The sequence below is a fragment of the Brevibacillus sp. FSL L8-0520 genome, assembly GCF_037963895.1.
GTDB classification, from domain to species: Bacteria; Bacillota; Bacilli; order Brevibacillales; family Brevibacillaceae; genus Brevibacillus; species Brevibacillus borstelensis.
Window position 1 is genome coordinate 3,828,240 of sequence record NZ_CP150171.1, and the last position, 19,121, is coordinate 3,847,360.

Genomic DNA, 19,121 nt, shown 5'->3' on the forward strand with positions numbered 1-19,121 from the left:
CTGCGGGCCAAATCTGGCGGTTGTCGCCTTGTATGCAAATGGATCTACCTCCGTCTTGTCCCGATCGTTTAGCAGGGAACTGGTGAGCTCTATCGCCGCTCCGCCTTCGTACTTACACCTATCGACACAAGACCATTTATATAGTTAGTACAATCGTATGGCGGGAAGGAGGAAAACTTGACCGATACTTTTTTCCCATCCCGTTTCTTTTGTCCTGGACAGAAAATCCCCCCTCCGATTCGATTCTCATCAGTTTCTGAAGGGGGCTTGTTATTTATTTTCGGACGACCTTGAACAAATCGACTGTATGGCCTGGCTCGTTTCTGCAAACGTCCTTGCTCAAGCTTTCAGCGTCACGGCCATGTCTGCCAATGCCTCTTCGGACTGGGCAAAAAACTCCTCATACAGCGCGATCACGGCCCTGTCCGCATCTACCTCTTTTACGCCGAACATCATGCTGACCTCGGAGGAGCCCTGGTTGATCATCTCCAGATTGACCTTGGCTCTGGCGAGAGCGGATGTTGCTCGCGCCGAAGTACCCACGGAACGGCGCATGCCTTCGCCGACGATCATGACGAGTGAAAGGCCTCTCTCGACGATGATGTCTTCGGCCTGAAGCTCCTGTTTCAATCTGTTCACTACCCGCTGTTCGATTTGCGGGGTAAAATCCTTTTCCCGCAAAATGACGGAGATATTGTCAATCCCCGACGGCGTATGCTCGTACGAGAGACCCTCTTCCTCAAAGATTTGCAGCAGCCTGCGGCCAAAGCCGATCTCTTTGTTGAGCAAATACTTGCTCACATAAATACTGCAAAAGCCTTTGTCAGCCGCGATTCCGGATACCCGATTTTCGTGGAACGGTCTCTCTGAGACGATCATGGTGCCTGGTGCCTGCGGATTATTCGTATTTTTGATGCAGACGGGGATACCCGCCTGATACGCCGGATACAAAGCTTCCTCGTGAAAGACGGAAAAGCCCGAATAGGAGAGCTCTCGCATCTCCCGATAGGTGATGATCTGGATTTCCTTCGGTTTTTCAACAAGACTCGGGTTCACGACATACACCGAGTCGACATCGGTAAAGTTCTCATACAGCTCCGCTTGCACGGCTGCAGCCAGAATGGAGCCAGTAATATCGGAGCCTCCCCTGGAGAAGGTGACCAGCTCGCCCGCCGGCGTAAATCCGAAAAACCCCGGAAAAATCACGATCCCGGACTGGCTTTTCAAACTGCGCAGCTTTTCATACGCTTCAGGCAATACATGAGCGTTCCCCGGCTCTCCAGTCACGACCAGACCGGCATCCTTGGGGTTTACATAGACAGCCTCCCTGCCCTGGCTTTGCAGGTAACGGGCTACCAGCTTGGCGCACGTATCCTCTCCCGCCGCTTTTACCCTGTCCATGAACCGGCCGGGATCTTCGGCAGGTATGAAGTGCAGCGCCTCTTTCAGCTGTGCGGCGATCTCTTCCGCCGCCTCGATTGGCAAGCCCAGTTCCCGGATAATGTCTTGATATCTGCCGATGATCCGGCTTTGAACTTCTTCGGCGGGCTGGCCTTGCAGACGCGCTTCCGCGTACCGGATGAGAAGATCGGTAACCTTCGTATCTTCCTTGTACCGTTTTCCGGGTGCTGAAACGACGACGAGCTTTCTCGCTTCATCCGACTTGACAATCTCGCATACTTTTTTTATCTGTGCGGCGCTCGCCAGTGAGGTCCCGCCAAATTTGGCAACTTTCATCTCCGACTCCTCCATCTGTGTATAACGATCACAAACTGCATGAGTATAGGTTAAATTATTTACCCCATAAAGACAAGTGTCCATTTCAGAAGGACATAAAAGAAACCCCTTTCACAAAGAACAGTCTTCGCGAAAGGGGTGAAGAGCCTGTATGATCCGCGATATGGGCCGCGGCCGTCGGAATAGCAGGGGGGTAATAAAGTTTCTACAAATCGGGCTAAAAAACATTTCGAACATTAGTTCAGCTGTAAATATATCGGTTCATGTTTGTCGAGAGAGACAATCATACCCATCTACCCCCAGAGATTAGAATTTTCCGCAGAACGGTTACCATACCCGCAGGAAACTGTGCATTTCTAAGAGTGCGTTCCGGACCGAATACCTTCCGCGGCAATAACATGCTCCGTGTTGTTATGGAGGGGGATACGAGTAAAAATGAGAAAGGCGTTGTAATAGCCCTGTCAGGCACTACAGCGGAAGGACGTACAGCAACTACAATGATTTTCAATCATGAAGAATTTATTGTAGTTAAATGATCACTTTTGCTTCCCAGGAAAAAGAAGTGTTTCATAAACAACGAAGGAGCTGCGCAAGACTAGCAGCTCCTTTTCCACTTTGTACATACAAGCCGGCAGCTCCCCCGCGAAACGCTCCGGAGCGGACAGTTCACACTTCTTATGCAAACGGATCCCGGAGCCAAGCAGAAAAACACGCTTTTCCCGCCCCGGCCCCGTTCTCAAAACAAAAAAGGGGCAAGCCCCCAAGGATTTAGCCCCAAACAAGTTAAAAAGCTGTGCCACATCAGATCATGCAGGTCATGCGGTCACATTCAGATTCGGATTGTACCTCTTCACGTAATGATACAGCTCCTCCTCTGCCAGACGAAAAGTGAAAGCCGCCTGAGATTGTCCAGACAGATGCTCGCCAAGTTGTTCCTCTCCCCGCGTCAAGCGCTTGTTTGCCGCCTCTGGCAAGGTGAGGACATGCGGGACGAGAAGCTGCAAGTACCACTTGCCCTGCTCCTCCTCCGAAATATCGATTTCCAGCTCGATGTCAGCACTTTCGAAGGAGTAGAGATGCGTAAACAGCTCCTCTCTCGCAGCAGCATCCAGGCCGTCTATGGACAGCTTCATGACGCGGAGGTAATACTCCTCGTTAAACAGGACGGTATGCTCATCCATGCGTTGATATTTTTTCTGGACCAAATCCATCGCAATCCCCGCCTCTCCTTTTCTCATACTTTTCAGAATACAACGAACAATCGCTTTGAGCAACCATGCAATAAAAAAAGACGGCCTGTTACCGAGAATAACATCCCGGCCACCAGGCCCCCTGATGAACTTGCTAAAACAGCGATGTCCCTTCCGTCAACGCTTCAGCGTCTTCACGCGTGATCAACACAGCGCGAGGCTTTCCGCCGCTCTGTCCGGCTACATAGCCGTCGGCTTCCATCATCTCAATCAGGCGAGCCGCCCGGTTGTAGCCTACGCGGAAACGGCGCTGCAGCGCCGAAGCAGAAGCCTGTCCCTGATCGGCAACATACAGCAGTGCCTCGTGGTACAACGGGTCGTCCCCCATATCGAATGATTGCACCTGCTGCTCCAAATCCTCTTTGCTGAACAGGTACGCCGGTTTTCGCTGCCTTTTGATCGCTTGGGTGACGGCCTCGATCTCTTCGTCCGTCACATAGTTTCCTTGCAGGCGAATCGGTGTCGTTCCGCTTTCCAAAAAGAGCATATCGCCCCGCCCGAGCAAGCGCTCCGCTCCCGATTGGTCGAGAATCGTCCGCGAGTCCACCTGAGAAAAGACGGCAAAGGCCAGACGCGTAGGGACGTTTGCCTTGATGTTCCCGGTGATGACATCAACGGATGGGCGCTGCGTCGCCAAAAGCAGATGAATACCGCATGCACGCGCTTTTTGTGCGATACGGATGATGCAGTCTTCCACATCCTGAGGGGAAACCATCATCAAGTCGGCCAATTCGTCGATGACAATGACAATGTACGGCAGCGGCTGATCCGTCGTTTGGTTGTAGCGGTCAATATCGCGCACTCCCGCATCCACAAACAGCGCATACCGTTTTTCCATTTCCTCCACCGCCCATTTGAGCGCAGCCGTCGCCTGCTTCGCGTCAGTCACCACCGGCGTAACCAGATGGGGCAGATGATTGTACGGAGCCAGCTCAACCATTTTCGGGTCGATCAGCAGCAGACGCACCTGCTCCGGTGTCGCCTTATACAGCAGGCTGACAATGATCGAGTTGATGCAGACGCTCTTTCCTGAACCGGTCGAACCGGCAATCAAGCCGTGCGGCATTTTTTTGATGTCCGCGACGATCGGCTCTCCGCCGATGTCCATACCCAGGGCAACAGCCAGCGGCGACGAATGCTGCAAAAATTTCTCGGACCCGATAATGCGGCTGATCAGCACCGGCTGGCTTTTCAAGTTGGGGACCTCGATGCCGACAGCGTTCCGTCCCGGGATCGGAGCTTCGATCCGAATGTCTTTGGCAGCGAGATTGAGCTTGATGTCATCGATCAAACTGGTGATCTTGTTCACCTTCACCCCTGGCGCAGGCTGTATTTCAAAACGGGTCACCGAAGGACCTTTCACAATGCCGACGACCTGTGCGTTTACGTTGAAATTGCTCAGCGTCTCTTCCAGCAGCAGCTTCTGTATTTGCGTATGCTCGTCGTCATCGTCATCCTGCTCTGGCGATGGGGCAAGCAGCTCAAGGGACGGACTCGCATACGGCAATAACGGTTGCTCGTCCGGTTGCGGAGCCGGTTGTTGGTTGACGACTTCAGCTTGCCGCTGTAGTGGGTTGACGACGGCAACTTGCCCCTGCTGTGGGGTGACATCGGCAGCTTGCCGCTGCTGTGGATTTGCTTCGTTTGTCTCTTTCTGCGGTGCGGATGACGGCTCGCTTTTTTCCGCAGCGTATGCAGCCAGACTGGCCGCCAACTCGGCTGCTGAAGCAATTGGCGCGACCCCTTGCAAATTGTTGGCTGGATTCGCAAAGGAATGCGGCGGAACGCTTTGCGAAGAACTGTTCACAGACTCGTCTTTTGCGGAGCCGATCTCTTCCCGCTTCTCCTGGGAACGGCTGCCTTCCAGACCCGGCTGAATCGTTGCCCGGGGAGAAGCGCTCATCTCCTGCGCAGTCTGTTCCTCTACAGGCTGTTCCGCTTCCTTCTGTTCCGCGTTGGTCTCTTTCCCGATAAACGGCATGCCGGCATTCGATACAGAGACAATCGGCTGTTCTTCTCCCGATTGCTTCGAGGCTGGTTCTACTGCGGCTGGTTCAATCGATCCTTCTGCCGCTGGCTCCTCTGAGGTCTGCTTTTCAGCCGGTTCTTCCGCCACTGGCTCCTCCACAGTCAACTTTCCAACCGGCTCCTCCGCCACTGGCTCTTCTGCGGTCAGCTTTTCAGCAAATCCTTCCGCATCTGAATCAACTGCAGCCCGCACGCCATTATCCTCGGCTTCGCCTGAATCAAATTCCGCCTCGTCCAGTGCAGCTGCTGCTTCAAGCATCTCGCCAACAGTCACGCTATACTCTTCTCCCGGCTGACCAGTGCTTGCCGGCTGCATGTGGCCGGAGGCTGCTGGATCGGCAGGTTGACCTCCAGCGTTGTCAACGTCCAAAAAGTGCGGCGCTTGCGCCCGGTTATGGACGCTGTGAGCAAACGATTCTTCCTCTTGCATGCCGTCTTCCACCCGAATATCTGCGGCTTCGCTCACTACCGTTTCGGTCTTTTCATTTTCAGGAAGCTGTACCACCGGCTCGCTGTTCATCTCCAGTACAAGGTCGGAAGATGCTTCCGACCGGTCATCCGCTTCTGCTCTTTCCGCGTGGCTTGAGGCAGTCAGCTCCCGCATCCTCGCCTGTTGTTCATTGATCAGCTCCCGGGAAGAATGGACTCCGGCTGTCGTATGTATCCGATGATCAGCGTCCTCTGTCTCAGCAGTCACCTTTCCAAACACAGGTGAAATGACCTCTGAAGGTTTATAGGGGCGCTTGGTCTCCAAAGGCTGGGCGGTCCGGCTTACCGTATCAACGGCCTCTTCCGCCTGTCTGGTCTGTTCATTGCTGTCAGATGTTGTTGCACGCCGCCGCTCCGGTTCACCTTTTCCCGCAGTCGCGCGCGCTCTCTCAGCCCTTCTTTTCGCCACGGCATCTGCCGGATTTTCTGTCGGCGGAGCCTGCTCTGTCCGTTTTTCGGTCTGTTTTTCATCCGGTATGACCGGAAATTTAAATTGTCGCTGTTTCCTTCTGCGGAACGGCTCGTCCGTCTCTTGGATTTCCCGCTCTCTGGGGTAAATGCTCCGCGTTCTTGCCTGCACTTTGCCGCCAGACACTCCTGTTGAAGGACGAACGTATTGCTCTGTATGCCCTTGTTCCTGTTGTTCACTTTCGTCTCCGCGAATAAAACTCATCAGCTTGTGAAGCCACGACCACATGTTGCAACGTCCTTTCTTGCATAACCTCTTAGCATAACCTTTCGCTTTCTACAATCTTACCACGAAACACCCCGTTGTTTTTGCTCTGTTGAGTTTTTTTTAGATAATGAGAAACCTTTTGCCAGCTCATGCGTAATACAAGATGTGGAAATTGAAATGAATGATAGAGGAGGAACACTTCATGTGGAAAAAGGGGAGTGCCCTGCTGCTTGCTTTGGGGCTTGTTCTCACAGGCTGTTCAGGTCAAGCGTCATTGGTGCGGGACGCCGTCGTTACATCGCTCGATAAACCCAACTATGACTACCAGGGTTCACTCAAACTGGTTGGTGACGCAGACAAGCTGCCAGCAGCCCTGGGCGAACCAGCGGACGCTGAAAGCATCGCCGTACTGAATGCATTGAAAGCAGGAGTAACCGTAAAAGGTTCCCAGCTCGATCTTCAGAACGCGAAGATGGACGTCGTAGTAAACGACGACAAGCTGCTGCGGGACAAAGGCGTTTGGGCTGGCGATAAAAAAGCTGGCGTGGAGCTGATCGTAAGCGGAAGCGATCTGTATGCAAAATCTTCGTTGGATAAAAAATACTTGAAAATCGACAACTCGACCGGACTCGGCGCTGCTGGCGAAACAGCCATCGATCCGGCGAAATTGAAAGACTACCAGGACAAAATGAACAAACTGACGATGGACTTCACGAAGAAGTACATCTCCAAATACGGCTACAAGCTGTCCAATGTGAAAGACCTGGGCAAAGAAACCGTCACACTGCCTAACGGCGAGAAAGTGGAAACGGCACACATCGCCATCACTCTGGACACAAAAGAATTGATTCAAATGTTCTACTACACAGCAAATGACGCTGTTGCCAACCAAGACGTAAAAGCGTTCGCTGTCGACCTGATGGTTTTGACTCAACAACTGGAAGAAGAAATGACTCCTGACGCGAAGAAAACGACAGAAGCCGAGAAGCGCGCTACTGCCGAAGCAGCGGTAACAGCTGGCATTGCTTCTGCAAAACAATGGCTGGAAACAGAGGGCAAAGTCTATACGCCTGATAAAGTCGTCGAGCTGCTGAAGGAAGAAGGCTTCCACGGTGTGAACTGGACCCTGGACTTCAACATCGACAAGGCAAAACTGCCTATTCGCCAAAAGAGCGCTTTGAACGTAACGTTCGCGGTTGACAAAACCCAAAAGCCGTTGACTGTCGGTCTGGAAGCAGAAACCGTATCGTACAACTTCGGCAAAGCGACCAAGTATGACATCCCCGGAAAAGACGCTTCTTTGACTGTAGAAGCTCTGAAGAAAGATCCGAAAGCAATCGAAGCTTTTGACAAAAAAGGCTTCTTCCGCTCCTTTGTTGAAACGCTCACCACTGAGCCAAACTGGGATATGGATACTGTCGAAGCAGTTGTAGAATAAGTTACATGAAGAAAAGGCATGACGCCCTGTGCGCCATGCCTTTTTCTTGTCCACCATTTGCCTGTTGGACCAAGTCCGCTGGCTGGCTATTACGTTGCCTGCTTCCCGACTAACGTTCCTCCCCGTTCTTTTCCCGATACAACTCCTCAATCGTTTTCATCATCGATTCATACTCTGTTTGCGTCAACTGCTCGACTTGCTGCAATTGATGAAGCGCGCGCATCTTCTTTTCCGCATGAGCGTGTTCCTCCGGCGTCTGCCCTTTCCCCTCCTGAAACTCGGTCCAATGATGGGCGAAGTTTGCGGTCAGAGCGCCGAGAGTGCCGATACCGGTGACCATCAATATCGTAGCCATGATTCTGCCCCCCGTCGTAACGGGCGAGATGTCTCCGTATCCGACTGTCGTCGTCGTGACGATGGACCACCATAGAGCATCGCCGAAATGAACGATATTTTCGTTGATGCCGGCCTCCAGCAGGTAAATGGCACCCGAGCTCCACAGCATAATCAAGGTGACCACGCCAATCACCCGCTGCATCGGCTTGGATTTCAGCATGCTCCAGAGAAAAGGAGAAGCTCTCAATATCCTGACAAGGCGCAGGATACGCATGAAGCGCGCCAGATAAAAATAATGATCAAGCGGGATCATGGCGACGAGATCGAACCAGTTGCTGATGACAAATTTCTTTTTATCTTTGGCCAGCCATAGGCGGATGACGTATTCCGCTGCCAAAAAGCTGATCAGGATGACGTCTGCCTGATTCATAAACTCCTCGGTCAACCGGGGATGACTGGCCGGATCGGCGAAGACGACAATCGCATACGTGATGACCAGCAGGATGACAAAAATTTCATACATGACCCGAAAAAACAAGAGGACTCCTCCAAACCCAGTTAACCTGCCCGTTCGCTTTCTGTCTCCCGGCTGCCAAGCAACGTTGCTTCCCTTTTCAAGGTTGCGCTTCCGCTACTCCAAGATCAGTTCCCGCACCTTTTCATGCAGCACGCCATTGCTCGCTACTAGCGACGGCAGACGCTCTTTGTCGAAGTCTTCATGCTGATATGTCTCTCCGTTCCAATCTGTGACGAGGGCACCAGCCTCCTGCGCGATCAGAATGCCAGCAGCCACATCCATGATGCTGGATCGCTGCATCACGATGTAGTCCAGCCACCCGTTGGCGAGCAGGCACCAGTCCAGAGCAGGCGCGATGTTGCGCAAAAGCCGCTTCGTGCCGAGCACGAACGGACGTGTGAATTCGAGCTCCTGCTCCTTGGTGACCGAGTTGCGTCCCCGGATGTACGTCCCGACTGCCCGGGTCAAATCGTCGCGTTTGTTCACTTCCAGCCGTTTCCCGTTGAGGAACGCTCCCTTGCCTTTTTCCGCCCAGAACATTTGGCCGGCCACCGGGTTGTAGACGACGCCCAAGATCACATCACCTTTGTACTGCAGGGCAAGAGAGATAGAGAAATACGGATAGCCGATAAAATAATTGTTTGTACCGTCCAGCGGGTCCACGATCCAGAGATAGTCTTCCTTGCGTTCGACCATTCCGATCTCCTCGGAGTAAATGGTATGGTCCGGAAAATGCTTATGCAAAACCTCAATGATCCGTCGTTCGCTCTCCTTGTCTTCGGGAAGCTTTACGTCGTTGTGAAGCTCCTCATCGGGGATGAGCTGTTGCAAAAAACGTTCCTGCAGATAGGTTCCAGCGTATTTTGCTGCTTCTTTGGCTATTTCGATCATGGGAGTCTCTCCTTTTCTTTTCTGTAAATCCATTGATTACCCTTGCATCCGGACCCGGTTCATCCCTATGATAGGGAGACACCCGTGTTTTGAAGGGGCTGCCCGGTCTTTGCAAAAGCGCATCCGGGCAAGTGCTTCCGCCAAAGGAGGGGAAAAGACATGAACAGCGATTTTATTCGCCTGAAAAATCTGGAAGGCGAACTGATGCTGACCCAGTTGAACAAAAGTCTGGGTTGTTCCGTAACCAGCAAGGAGCTGGTGTTTTTCAAGCCTCATATGACGTATCACCTGTTCCTGCATGACATCGTCAGCATGGTTCCGATAAAGCTTGACAACGCGCCGATTACTTTCCGCCACAAAAGCGAGCTGATCCGCTCGGAATTTGGCTCGGACTACTACAAGCTCACCGTAAAATGGGCCCGGATTGTGACGCGTTCCGGAATTACCGAACGGGAGAACATGGAGTTTATCGTTCCACTTTCCCGCAAGATGCTGGACTACATTGCCCAATACAGCGGCCTCATAGCCATTGGGTAAAAAACATGCGCCTCGCCTGGTGCACGTGGCTGCGCTGCACGGCCGAAAGCCTCTATCCGCTATTTGCGTATAGAGGTTTTTTTGTGTACAGACTGCCTATCTCTTTCGCTTGAGGACGATGAACGTCCCGGTCCCGTGAGCCAGCAGCCGATCGCGTTCGTCGTACACCCTGCCATCCATGACCACCAATGTTTGTCCGCGATGGATGAAGCTGGCTTCCGCACGCAGCTTTTCTCCCTTTCCCGGACGCAGGTAATTGGTCTTCAGTTCAGTCGTCACGGCGTATTGATCAGGCGGAAGGGAGCGGTTAATGAGCGACCCCATCGCCGAATCGATGAGCGTAGCCAAAATCCCGCCGTGGACGACACCGAGCGAGTTGTGCGTAAACACAGTCAACGGCAGTTCAAAGCGATAGGTGTTCTCGTCGACGAAATCGCCCTTCAATCCGAGAAAGCCGGACAAAAACGCGCTTCCCCGCTCCCTGCGCTGCCGGATCGCCTGAACGGCAAGCTCCAGGATTTGTCGTTCTTCCTCAGTTCCCTGTTCCCAGATCGTTTTTAGTTCTTCCCACATCCTGTTCACTCCAGCTCTATTTATTTCATGTACCTTATTGTAGAACAAAGTACTTTCTTTTTCACCAGTTCCGTTGTTATAAACAGGTAACCGGCGCTACTTTTGAAGCCCCAAAAAGCTATTTCCTGAACGAATGTTCAGACTTTTACGGTTGTTTCTATTTATGAAAAAGTGATAAGATAGTTCAAAATAAACAGGCATCGTTTCAATCGGAAGGGAGTTTTTCAAGTGGCCAGACAACGAAGCGACATGATCAAAAAAGGCTTTGACCGTGCGCCGCACCGCAGCCTTCTGCGTGCAGCCGGCGTAAAAGACGAGGATTTCGACAAACCGTTTATCGCGATCTGCAACTCATACATCGACATCATTCCCGGTCACGTCCACCTGCAGGAATTTGGAAAGATCGTAAAAGAGGCAGTCCGCGCAGCGGGCGGAGTGCCGTTTGAATTCAATACAATCGGCGTAGACGACGGCATCGCCATGGGCCATATCGGGATGCGCTATTCCCTGCCAAGCCGCGAGCTGATCGCCGACAGTCTGGAGACAGTCGTGGCCGCTCACTGGTTTGACGGCATGATCTGTATCCCCAACTGTGACAAAATCACCCCCGGCATGATCATGGGAGCACTGCGCGTTAACATTCCTACTGTTTTCGTGACAGGCGGCCCAATGAAAGCCGGAAAAACAAGCGACGGCCGGTCCATTTCGCTTTCCTCCGTGTTCGAGGGAGTCGGAGCGTACCAGGCCGGTCTGATCGACGATAAACAGCTGGACGAGCTCGAGCAATTCGGCTGTCCATCCTGCGGCTCCTGTTCCGGCATGTTCACCGCCAACTCGATGAACTGCCTGGCGGAGGCTCTCGGACTGGCTCTGCCTGGCAACGGAACCATTCTCGCCGTTTCTCCGGAACGCAAGGAGCTGGTCAAAGCATCGGCCCAAAAACTGATGGATTTGATCGCTCGCGACATCAAGCCTCGCGATATCGTTACGCTGGAAGCCATCGATGACGCATTCGCCCTCGACATGGCAATGGGCGGTTCCACCAACACCGTTCTCCATACGCTGGCGATTGCCCAGGAAGCAGGCTTTGAATATCCGCTGGAGCGGATCAACGAGGTAGCCAAGCGCATCCCGTACCTGTGCAAGCTGGCTCCGGCATCCGACTACCACATCGAGGACTGCCACAATGCGGGCGGTGTCTCCGCCATTTTGAAGGAATTGTCCAAAAAGGCGGGCGCCCTGCATCCTGAACGCATCACCGTGACCGGCAAAACGCTGGCGGAAAATATCGCTGACGCGGAAATCACGGATACGCAGGTCATTCGCACACTCGACAACCCGTACAGCGAAACAGGCGGACTGTCTGTTCTGTTCGGTAATCTGGCTCCGCAGGGTTCCATCATCAAAACCGGCGGCGTCGATCCGTCCATCAAGCGGCACGAAGGACCTGCCATCTGCTTTGATTCGCAGGAAGAGGCGCTTGCCGGTATCGCTGCAGGCAAGATCAAGCCAGGCCACGTCGTTGTCATCCGTTACGAAGGGCCAAAAGGCGGTCCGGGCATGCCTGAAATGCTCGCCCCTACCTCCCAGATCGTGGGCATGGGACTGGGCAAGGAAGTGGCGCTCGTCACCGACGGCCGTTTCTCCGGCGCCTCCCGCGGAATCAGCATCGGCCACATCTCTCCGGAAGCAGCGGAGGGCGGTCCGATCGCTTTCGTCCAGGACGGCGACATCATCAGCATCGATCTGGAGGATCGCTCCATCCAACTGCATGTAGCCCCTGACGAGCTGGCTCGCCGTCAGGCCAACTGGACCGAATTTGAGCCAAAGGTGAAGACCGGCTATCTGGCTCGCTACTCCAAGATGGTTACCAACGCCAGCAACGGCGCTATTTTGAAGATCTAACCTATCATCCAAAAACAGGCTGGGGGCTTTTCCAACGCTCAGCCTGTTTTTGCTGTATGTGGGGGGCAATCTTTGCCTATGCCTATGCCTATTCCGTCCCGATCATTCGATTTTGGGGGCTGCATGTCAGTCCCGTATAATTCCGCGGCTTGCTCCCGTCAATACTTCCTTTCCGTCCTGATTGCGATAGATCAGCTTCACTGAAACCTGCTTGTAGCCTTCCTGCTGCGTTACCTCGGTCACGGTCATTTCACATGAGACGGTATCTCCTGAAAAGACAGGCCTCAGAAACTCGCTGACCAATTCTCGGGCGATGTAGTTCATATCGCCGCCGAGCTTTGTTCCGATACTGGCCGTAAGAAAACCGTGAATCATCAGCCGCCCTTTTTCATCACGTTCCACATGATGTCTTCCCTTGTCGCCGGTCAGCTCCGCGAACTGCAAAACCTCCTCTTCACGAAACGTCCTTTCCCACCTGAACACGTCGCCTGCTTTCACGTCCACTTTTCATAACCTCCTGTTTCACATTTCAGGAAATTTTCTCCTTGAATATATCACAGCTTTGGTGAATGTACATTCATTCATTTTTGGCTCGTTAGGAAAGAGCGTTGTCCGGGGCTTTGGTGGTGGAGATGAAAAAGCAGAAAAAACGCTACAGGTTCGGTGGGTCACCTGCTGCGGGACATGACTGTCCGGCTGCATTCCAAAAGCGAAACCGCGTCCAAAAGCAGCCGATTCAAAGGGGCGTCTCAGAGTTGGACGCTAAAAACGGTTCCGCTTTTTCCGTTCCGCCTAGGCTGGTGCCCCAAAGACCTTCGTGTTTTTTCTGCTTTTTCATCTCTACTGCTGTTTGCCTTTTGTCTGGCTTTTTGAAAGAAGACTGATTGAAGGCATGTTCATGAAGGTCATGGAGGGTTACAAGGCAAGAGAGGGAAGGAATGACAAGAAGCTGAGGAAGGCCAGGGATGTAAATAACGCCAAGTCATTATTGTCCAGAAGCATATTAATTGTACTGAAGCGGCATAGAGCACCGCATCTTGGCACTCCCTTCTTTAGGTTGAGCCCTCCAGAGCTTTCGGATCAGAAGACAGTCTAAAGCTGCGAGGACGATTTTACTCCACTTCATTGATTCGCTCAAAGAAACACCCGAACAACCATTGAAGCTGTAGAGATGAAAAAGGGAGAAAATGCGAAGGTCTTTGGGACACTACCCAGGCGGAATGGAAAAAGCGGAACACGCTTTCAGCGTCCAACTCTGAGGTACTTCATGAATGGGCGGCTTTTGGACGCGGTTCCGCTTTTGGAATGGAGCCGGCCAGACCTGGCTCCGAAGAAGTGTCCCACCGAACCTGCAGCGTTTTCTCCCTTTTTCATCTCCCCCACCAAAGCCTGTCCTAAGTGCATTTCCAATAAAGCGTGAAAAGCCCAAAAGCGATGTCCTCCAAGAAGCAGTCCCAAGAACCAACCTCAAGAAGGGAAACAGAGAACACAACACAAAAGGGCACCTCTAAAAAACGGAGGCACCCTCTCCCGTGTCTATCCATGAAAGCGTACTGTTCCAAGCCTATTGCTGATGCAAATGACAAGCAACCCAGTGCCCTTGCCCATCGACCGGCGCCAGCTCAGGCCTGACACTTTTGCACGCCTCCATCACATGCGGGCAGCGCGTATGAAAAGCGCAGCCGCTCGGAGGATTCGCCGGATTGGGCACATCTCCCTTGAGGATGATCCGCTGGGGCCTGGCATCCGGATTGGCTACCGGCGCCGCCGACAGCAATGCCTGCGTGTACGGATGAGCAGGAGCCGAATAGAGTGATTCCTTTGGAGCGAACTCCACCAGCCTGCCCAAGTACATGACGCCGACCCGGTCGCTAATGTGCTTGACCACACTCAGATCATGCGAAATGAACAGATACGTCAGGTCAAACTGCTCCTGCAAATCCTGCAGCAGATTGAGAATCTGCGACTGAATGGAGACGTCCAGCGCTGATACGGGCTCATCGGCGACGATCAGGGAAGGCCGCAGAATCAGGGAACGGGCGATTCCGATCCGCTGACGCTGTCCGCCGGAAAATTCGTGCGGATACCGGTTGGCATAGTGACCGCCAAGGCCGACGATCTCCAGGATTTCCTCCACCTTTTTCAATCGCTCCTGCTTGGTTCCGATGCCGTGAATCTCCAACGGCTCGAGCAGGACGTCCCGTATCTTCATCCGCGGATCGAGCGAAGCGTACGGGTCCTGGAAAACGATCTGCAGCTCCCTGCGCAGGACACGAAGCTCGCTTGTGGACAGCTTGGTCAGATTCCTTCCATTATAGATGACTTCTCCCCCGGTCGGAGGCAGCAGGTGCAGGAGCGCTCGCCCTGTGGTCGACTTGCCGCATCCGCTCTCGCCGACAAGGCCGACCGTCTCTCCTTTCTGTATGGAAAAGGTGACGCCGTCTACTGCCTTGACATGGGTCGTCGGCTGAAACCATTTCCCTTTCACCGGAAAATACTTCTTCAAATCACGTACCTGCAGCAAAGCTTCCACGATGCTCCTCCCCTCCTTCCTTCACCAGCCAGCAACGGCACTTGTGTCCTTCCCCCACGCCAAGAAGCGGAGGAATCCGGCTGCATTCGTCGCGAACATAGTCACAGCGCGGGGCAAACCGGCAGCCGCCCGGCATGGCCGATGGGTGAGGCACTGTCCCGCGGATAGAGTTCAGCCGGCGCTGCTGCTGGTGGAGCGACGGGATCGAAGCGATCAAGCCTTTGGTGTAGGGATGCTGCGGATTTTGAAACAGCTCCCGGACAGCAGCCTCCTCGATCACCTGTCCCGCATACATGACCACCACCCGGTCGCACATCTCCGCGACTACCCCGAGGTCATGGGTAATAAAGATGATCGAGGTACCCCTCTTTTCCTTCAATTCTCGCATCAGGTCCAGAATCTGCGCCTGGATCGTCACATCGAGGGCTGTCGTCGGCTCGTCGGCAATCAACAGCTTCGGATCGCAGGACATCGCCATGGCGATCATGACGCGCTGCCTCATCCCCCCGGACAGCTGATGGGGGTATTCCTTCACGATCTCCTCCGCACGGGGAATCCCGACCATTCTGAGCATCTCAATCGCTCTCTCCCGGGCCTCCCGCTTGCCCAGGCCGAGGTGCAGACGGATCTGTTCACCGAGCTGTTCGCCGATCGTATACACCGGATTGAGCGAGGTCATCGGTTCCTGGAAGATCATCGCAATTTCATTTCCGCGAAGCTTCTGCAGGTCGGTTTGGCTCATGTCCGCAATGCTTTTGTCCTGAAACAAAATGCGCCCTCCGCTGACCCGGCCGATCCCCTTTGGCAAAAGCCCCATGATCGCCAGAGAAGTAACGCTCTTTCCGCAGCCTGACTCCCCGACAATTCCCAGCGTCTCTCCCGCATGGACGCGAAAATCGATGCCGCTCACCGGGTTCAGGTCGCCATCTTCTCCCCGAAAGGAGATGTGCAAGTCTTCTACCTGAAGGATCGGTTGCATGTTCACACTTCCTTTCCGCTGGCGGCCATCAGCACCGATGTCGCCAATATTTGCGCTCCGGCGACAAGCGCCTTTGTGTCAAAGGACATGTCAGGATGGTGCAAGCCGGGGGCCAGGCCGCATCCCAGGCCGAGCATCGTTCCGGCCAGCCCCGGATTGTGGTAGGTGTAAAAGTGGAAGTCCTCTCCCCCCGGGGAAACGCAAGGTCCGGCAATGTTCTCTTCCCCCAATACGAGCGAGATCGCTTCACGCATCATTCCTGCTGCACGTTCGTTAAAGGTTGCGGCTGGAACCGCACCGGGAATGCTCCATTCGATCGGGGTTCCCATCAGACTCCCTACGTGCTGCATAGTGTGCTTCAGCTTTTCCTGCAGCTCCTCCATGCCCTCGTTGGTCTGCGCCCGCACATCCAGCTTGAAGGTGGCCCTGTCCGGAATGACATTGGAGGTATCCCCGCCGGCAGCTAACTGTGTCATTTTCACGGAGAATGGACAGCCTGCCTCCAGGCGGATGTTTTGCAGCGATTGAACGAGCATAGATGCCGTTTCGATGACGTTCTTCCCGCGTTCCGGCCGTGAAGCGTGCGCTTGCAGCCCGGAAATGGTGCCGTGGATCGACGCGCTGGCACCATGCAAAATGGCGGGAGCAGCCGTACCGTTGGCCAATTCCATGACTGGCCGGACATGGACGCCAAACAGCATTTCGACGCCTTCCAGCGCCCCATCCTTCATCATCTGCAGCGCTCCGCCCACCTTTTCCTCCGCCGGCTGAAAGAGGAAGCGGACTGTCTTTTTCGGACGTATACCCGCTGCGGCGAAGGCCAGGGCGGCGTAGAGGACCATTGTGCTGTGTCCGTCGTGTCCGCAGGAGTGATTCGGACGCACCACTCCGTCCACTTCCTGCACAAGCGCATCCATGTCAGCCCGCAGCGCGACGACTCCCTCTTCCTCGCCCGGAATATCCACGGTCAGTCCAAAATGGCCAGGGTACGTCCGTACAGTCAGCCCGGCCGCCTGCAGCCGCTGTGCCAGGTACTGCGAGGTTTTCTCTTCCTGCCAGCTCGGCTCGGCCAGCTCGTGAAGCTCTTCATATGTCCGGACGATGTCAGCCTGACACTCTCTCAGATAGTCGCAAACCGCTTTTACACTCATTTGTCCTACCCTCTCGTCACAACCTTGCTGGCTGTTGTGTATTTTTCAATCAATTCCGGCACCGGTGTATAGCCGATCCCAGGCCGGTCCGGGACGGCAATCGTTCCGTCAGCGTCCACCTCCACCTCTGGAGAAATGATATCCTCCTTCCAGTAACGGGAAGAGCCTGCGGTATCTCCGGGAAGCGTGAAGTTCGGCAAGGTCGTCACGGCGATGTTGTGCGCCCGGCCGATCCCGGACTCGAGCATGCCCCCGCACCACAGAGGGATGCCTTTTTCCTGGCACAGATCGTGGATGCGCTTTGCTTCCGAGAGCCCGCCGACTCGCCCTACCTTCATATTGATAATCCGGGTGCTGCCCAGCTCGATTGCCTTGCGTGCATCGTCGTAGGAGTGAATGCTCTCATCCAGACAGATCGGCGTTTTTAGCGCTTTTTGCAGAGTGGCGTGGTCGATGATGTCGTCGTGAGCCAGCGGCTGCTCGATCATCATCAGGTCGAATTCGTCAAGCTGCTTCAAAATGTCCACGTCCTCCAGCGTATACGCGGAGTTGGCGTCTGCCATCATCGGGATATTGCCGAAGCGCTCGCGCAGTGCCCGAATGACCTGGACGTCCTTGCCCGGAGCGATCTTGATCTTCATCCGGCGATAGCCGAGCTCCAGATACTTTTCCACATTGCGGAAAAGATCGTTGATGTCCGCTTCGATTCCCAGGCTGATGCCGACGTCGATCTTGTCTTTTGTCCCCCCGAGCGCTTTTGCCAGCGAAATGCCCTGTTCTTTTGCGTACAAATCCCAATAGGCGGCATCCAGAGCCGATTTTGCCATATTATTGCGACGAATCGGAGCAAACAGTGCCCCGACCTCATCCGGGTGGGTGATCTCGCCCTTTTCAAAGAGCATCGGGAGGAGAAAGTCTTCCAGCATATGCCATGCCGTGCCGACCGTCTCTTCACTGTAGAGCGGCTCGCCGGACACGACGCATTCACCGTACCCGACGAAATCCTTGGTATGCACCTCAACCAAAATAAAATCACGGACGATCTGCGTGCCGAAGCTCGTTTGAAACGGAGATTTCAGCGTCATGCTCATTTTGCGGAGAACAACCTTTTCAGCTTTCATGTGGAATTCCTTCCCTTCCTTTTTATGCTGCTGGTGTTTAATCGACCTTCGGATCCAGCATATCGCGAATGCGGTCACCTGCCAAATTGATGCCGAGGACTGTGATCAGGATTGCGATGCCCGGCAGCGTCGCCAGCCACCATGCCGTCGCGATATAAGGCCTGCCTGTACTCATCATAAACCCCCAGCTAGGTGTAGGGGAGCTGACACCGAGTCCGAGAAAGCTGAGCGACGATTCCATCAGGATGGCCCGGGCCATGGCCAGTGTGGCCAGCACGATGACAGACGGCAGACAGTTGGGCAAAAGATGCCGCCAAATAATCCGCCAGTGCCGGCTTCCCAGCGCGTACCCCGCCTGAATGAACTCCTGCTCCCGCAGACTGATCACATCACCTCTGACCAGACGCGCGTACTGCGTCCAGTCTGTCAGGCCGAGGACGAGAATCATGTTCAAAAGACTCGGACCCATAACGGCTATCGTCGCCAGCGCCAGGAGAATAAAGGGAAACGCCATCATGATGTCGATTACGGTGGAAATGGCAAAATCCGTTTTGCCGCGAAAATACCCGGCCAGAATCCCCAGCGCCGTTCCCAGTGCCAAGGAAATCACGACGGCAAAAAATCCGACCGACAACGATACGCGCGAACCGTACACGAGGCGAGCCCATACATCGCGCCCGACCTCATCCGTTCCCAGCCAGTGCTCCCACGTGCCGCCCTCCTGCCAGACCGGCGGCTGCAATTTTTCCTCCAGATTGACTTCGATCGGATCGTGGCTGGTCAACAGCGGTGCCGCGATCGAAATGAAGGTGATCAGCAAAACCATGACCAGCCCTATGATGCCGATGGGATTTTTCACAAACTTCCGGTACTTCCGCTTCCATTCGGGCACGGCCGGTTTTGGGGATTCCAATACCGGCTCAGCAGCAGTTTGCAACCCTGCGCTGCTCATCGCAATCA

Annotated in this window: 15 protein-coding genes; 3 read left to right on the forward strand and 12 right to left on the reverse strand. The window is 54.1% G+C overall.

The genetic code is table 11. The features are described from left to right. Window positions 1-339: 339 nt before the first annotated feature. The 3 genes from NSQ24_RS19150 to NSQ24_RS19160 form a co-directional block, all read right to left on the reverse strand. Window positions 340-1,737: an aspartate kinase gene (locus NSQ24_RS19150; RefSeq protein ID WP_339166395.1), complete on the reverse strand. Its 1,398-nt coding sequence runs from the start codon at window positions 1,735-1,737 to the stop codon at window positions 340-342. An 815-nt stretch (window positions 1,738-2,552) separates the two neighbouring features. Then, window positions 2,553-2,948 (reverse strand): hypothetical protein, encoded by a 396-nt coding sequence (locus NSQ24_RS19155; RefSeq protein WP_003389106.1) that lies wholly within the window; start codon window positions 2,946-2,948, stop codon window positions 2,553-2,555. A gap of 133 nt (window positions 2,949-3,081) precedes the next feature. Beyond that, the gene (locus tag NSQ24_RS19160; RefSeq protein ID WP_339166396.1) at window positions 3,082-6,201 is read right to left on the reverse strand and encodes a DNA translocase FtsK; all 3,120 of its coding nucleotides are present in this window, start codon (window positions 6,199-6,201) and stop codon (window positions 3,082-3,084) included. 181 nt (window positions 6,202-6,382) lie between these two features. On the opposite strand from NSQ24_RS19160, the gene NSQ24_RS19165 reads away from it, so the two are divergent. Then, window positions 6,383-7,618, forward strand: coding sequence for a hypothetical protein (locus tag NSQ24_RS19165; protein WP_339166398.1), 1,236 nt, complete (start codon window positions 6,383-6,385; stop codon window positions 7,616-7,618). Window positions 7,619-7,727: 109 nt separating this feature from the next. Here the strand turns inward: NSQ24_RS19165 and NSQ24_RS19170 are convergent, their stop codons facing one another. Beyond that, window positions 7,728-8,492 (reverse strand): ion transporter, encoded by a 765-nt coding sequence (locus NSQ24_RS19170; protein ID WP_339166400.1) that lies wholly within the window; start codon window positions 8,490-8,492, stop codon window positions 7,728-7,730. 93 nt (window positions 8,493-8,585) lie between these two features. After that, on the reverse strand, window positions 8,586-9,362 hold the full coding sequence (locus NSQ24_RS19175; RefSeq protein WP_311068144.1) for an inositol monophosphatase: 777 nt from the start codon (window positions 9,360-9,362) through the stop codon (window positions 8,586-8,588). Window positions 9,363-9,521: 159 nt separating this feature from the next. On the opposite strand from NSQ24_RS19175, the gene NSQ24_RS19180 reads away from it, so the two are divergent. Continuing rightward, on the forward strand, window positions 9,522-9,899 hold the full coding sequence (locus NSQ24_RS19180; protein ID WP_003389100.1) for a hypothetical protein: 378 nt from the start codon (window positions 9,522-9,524) through the stop codon (window positions 9,897-9,899). A gap of 96 nt (window positions 9,900-9,995) precedes the next feature. On the opposite strand, the gene NSQ24_RS19185 is transcribed toward NSQ24_RS19180, so the two are convergent. Continuing rightward, a complete protein-coding gene (locus tag NSQ24_RS19185) occupies window positions 9,996-10,472 on the reverse strand; it encodes a PaaI family thioesterase (protein ID WP_003389099.1) in 477 nt (158 codons plus the stop codon). 228 nt (window positions 10,473-10,700) lie between these two features. Here NSQ24_RS19185 and ilvD point away from each other — a divergent pair, with 228 nt between their 5' ends. Further along, window positions 10,701-12,377, forward strand: coding sequence for a dihydroxy-acid dehydratase (gene ilvD / locus NSQ24_RS19190; protein ID WP_003389098.1), 1,677 nt, complete (start codon window positions 10,701-10,703; stop codon window positions 12,375-12,377). A 126-nt stretch (window positions 12,378-12,503) separates the two neighbouring features. Here the strand turns inward: ilvD and NSQ24_RS19195 are convergent, their stop codons facing one another. The 6 genes from NSQ24_RS19195 to NSQ24_RS19220 form a co-directional block, all read right to left on the reverse strand. Then, window positions 12,504-12,881: a MaoC family dehydratase N-terminal domain-containing protein gene (locus NSQ24_RS19195; protein ID WP_339166401.1), complete on the reverse strand. Its 378-nt coding sequence runs from the start codon at window positions 12,879-12,881 to the stop codon at window positions 12,504-12,506. Between the two features lie 1,060 nt (window positions 12,882-13,941). Then, entirely contained in the window at window positions 13,942-14,913 is a 972-nt protein-coding gene (locus NSQ24_RS19200) for a dipeptide ABC transporter ATP-binding protein (protein ID WP_024982894.1), read from the reverse strand. Continuing rightward, the gene (locus NSQ24_RS19205; protein WP_003389092.1) at window positions 14,885-15,889 is read right to left on the reverse strand and encodes an ABC transporter ATP-binding protein; all 1,005 of its coding nucleotides are present in this window, start codon (window positions 15,887-15,889) and stop codon (window positions 14,885-14,887) included. Before NSQ24_RS19205 ends, NSQ24_RS19200 begins: the two co-directional genes overlap by 29 nt. Before the next feature lie 2 nt (window positions 15,890-15,891). Then, window positions 15,892-17,040, reverse strand: a complete 1,149-nt coding sequence (locus NSQ24_RS19210) for a M20 peptidase aminoacylase family protein (RefSeq protein ID WP_003389091.1) — start codon at window positions 17,038-17,040, stop codon at window positions 15,892-15,894. 5 nt (window positions 17,041-17,045) lie between these two features. Then, window positions 17,046-18,161, reverse strand: coding sequence for an o-succinylbenzoate synthase (menC, locus tag NSQ24_RS19215; protein ID WP_339166403.1), 1,116 nt, complete (start codon window positions 18,159-18,161; stop codon window positions 17,046-17,048). Between the two features lie 37 nt (window positions 18,162-18,198). After that, window positions 18,199-19,113: an ABC transporter permease gene (locus tag NSQ24_RS19220; RefSeq protein WP_171506725.1), complete on the reverse strand. Its 915-nt coding sequence runs from the start codon at window positions 19,111-19,113 to the stop codon at window positions 18,199-18,201. Window positions 19,114-19,121 lie beyond the last annotated feature (8 nt).